We start from the raw sequence: 1,891 nt of genomic DNA, 5'->3' as shown, positions 1-1,891 counted from the left end.
AATTAAATAGCTGCTGTCTTTGGGTACTAGTTCCAGTTCCCGCGGATGGTTAATGATCATGGCGCCATTTGAACCAGAGCCACGACGGGGCTTGACAAAGCAGGGGAATTGCCATTTAGTTAAATTTGTTTGTGGCGTTAGTAACGCAAATTGCGGCGTTAAACCGCTATCTTGACAATGAGTTAACAGCGCGTATTTATCCGCGCAGCGTTGTAAAGACGCTGCAGAGCTTAATGGCAGTTTGATGCCTAGCTCTTTAAAGTATGCTGCTTGTTGCGCTAGAGGTGCTAATTCGGCATCTACGGTGGGAATGAGTAAATCGATTTGCCGTCTTTGACATTCTTGGCGTAATATAGGTGTAAATTCTGGGGCATTGCCATGTGGGATTATTAATCGTTGTGCAGGAGGAACCAGATATAAACCAGCAGCACAGGGATCGACATCTGCCATATAAATTTCATGATTTTGGCCAAGGCTCTTCCAAACACTAATGGCAGCAGCACCGCCTGCTCCTGTAAGTAAAATTTTCATTAATATGCGCTCCCTAGACTGCTTCTAAATCAATAAAACCAATTAGTTAATTATAGCCTAAGCCGGCACTTCGGTATTTTTCTTGAACAACCATGGATAGTGATTAGGCCCAATACACACGCCAACCTACGCTAAAGATAGTGATGGCGTTAAAGTTATAATGTTCTATAGAGCCTTCAATTGCTTGATGTTTGAAGGTAGGCCAAATAATGCGCCCATGATAGCCCCAGAATTTTTGCGTTGAATTATAAGATGCGCCGAGGTTATAAAAAGCAGAATTTGCCAATTCTCTACTGAGATCAACTACATAGGTAGAGGTTTGTCCTCCAAGCTCTTGGTTCCCCCAAAAGCCGGTTACGCTTATATTAACTGGGAGTTTGGTGTAGTATGTGAGGCCGGAAAAATAAAGTTGATTGTTCCATGGTGATGGAAAACCAGCCCAAAACCCACCAAACCACTGTAATGCGGAAAGCAGGTAAATATTCCCAGTTCCACCAGCCCGTGATTCTACCGGTAAGCTATTATGCTGCCGAACATCATAACTCATACCCCAACCGTATTTTCCCGGCATTTGGTGCTGGTAGCCGAGAAAAATACTGTTATTTGGCAACACAGTTGGTTCAACGGTTAGATCTAATTGTAGTTGTTTGCTGTTGTGTGTGGCAATACCGATTATGCGGTCGGTGGCATTAATGTCGGCATACCCATATAACACACTACTATCCGATTGTTGGCCTTGGACGCGATACTGTCCTTGATTAAAACTGGCCATATAACGCGTCGAGTTATTAAGTTGTGCCAAGCCGAGCATTGAATCGCTATTTTCGGGTTTTAATTGCAGTGCCTCATTAAAATAAGTGCGTGCCTGTTTGAATTTTTTATCGGTCATTTGCAACCTCCCCATGCCATTTAATGCGTCCACATCTTTAGGGTTGGTCGTTAGCAATTGGGTATAAATAAGGCGGGCAATGTGGATGTGATATTCGGCTGTTTCAACGCGCGCAGCGCCTAATAATGCAGGTCGCGATTTAGGGTTCTTATGGAGTAGTTCCTGATAAAGGGTTTGTGCTTTTTTTAGTTGTACAGACCATTCATAGGTTAGTGCCAATTCTTGGGTTGGTACGGGATCATTGTCAGGAGCAGCACTTTTTGCTTGCTCAAGCCAGCGTATGGCTGCGGAATAATTTTTTTGTGAGCGTGCCAACAAACCATGCAGTAAATATACTTGGGGATCATGAGGCTTTAACTGGTCACAATAATTTAATAGATGTTGTACCTCATTAAGTTGCGGTTTTTTTGTATTGATCAGTACTAAGCCACGGGCGGTGTCGCAGGGGGATGGCTTGGCCGGTACTTCTGG

2 protein-coding genes are annotated in these 1,891 nt (G+C 43.8%); both read right to left on the bottom strand.

Features of this window, described 5'->3' with window-relative positions:
• On the bottom strand, positions 1-531 hold a 531-nt coding region (locus LDG_RS19565), incomplete at its 3' end, for an ATP-grasp domain-containing protein (protein WP_199484653.1).
• 103 nt (positions 532-634) lie between these two features.
• Positions 635-1,891, bottom strand: a 1,257-nt coding sequence (locus LDG_RS19560) for a tetratricopeptide repeat protein (protein ID WP_158307867.1), incomplete at its 5' end; no start/stop codon positions are given.

The sequence above is a fragment of the Legionella drancourtii LLAP12 genome (genome assembly GCF_000162755.2).
Taxonomy (GTDB): Bacteria; Pseudomonadota; Gammaproteobacteria; order Legionellales; family Legionellaceae; genus Legionella; species Legionella drancourtii.
This window is presented reverse-complemented; position numbering and strand designations above follow the sequence as displayed.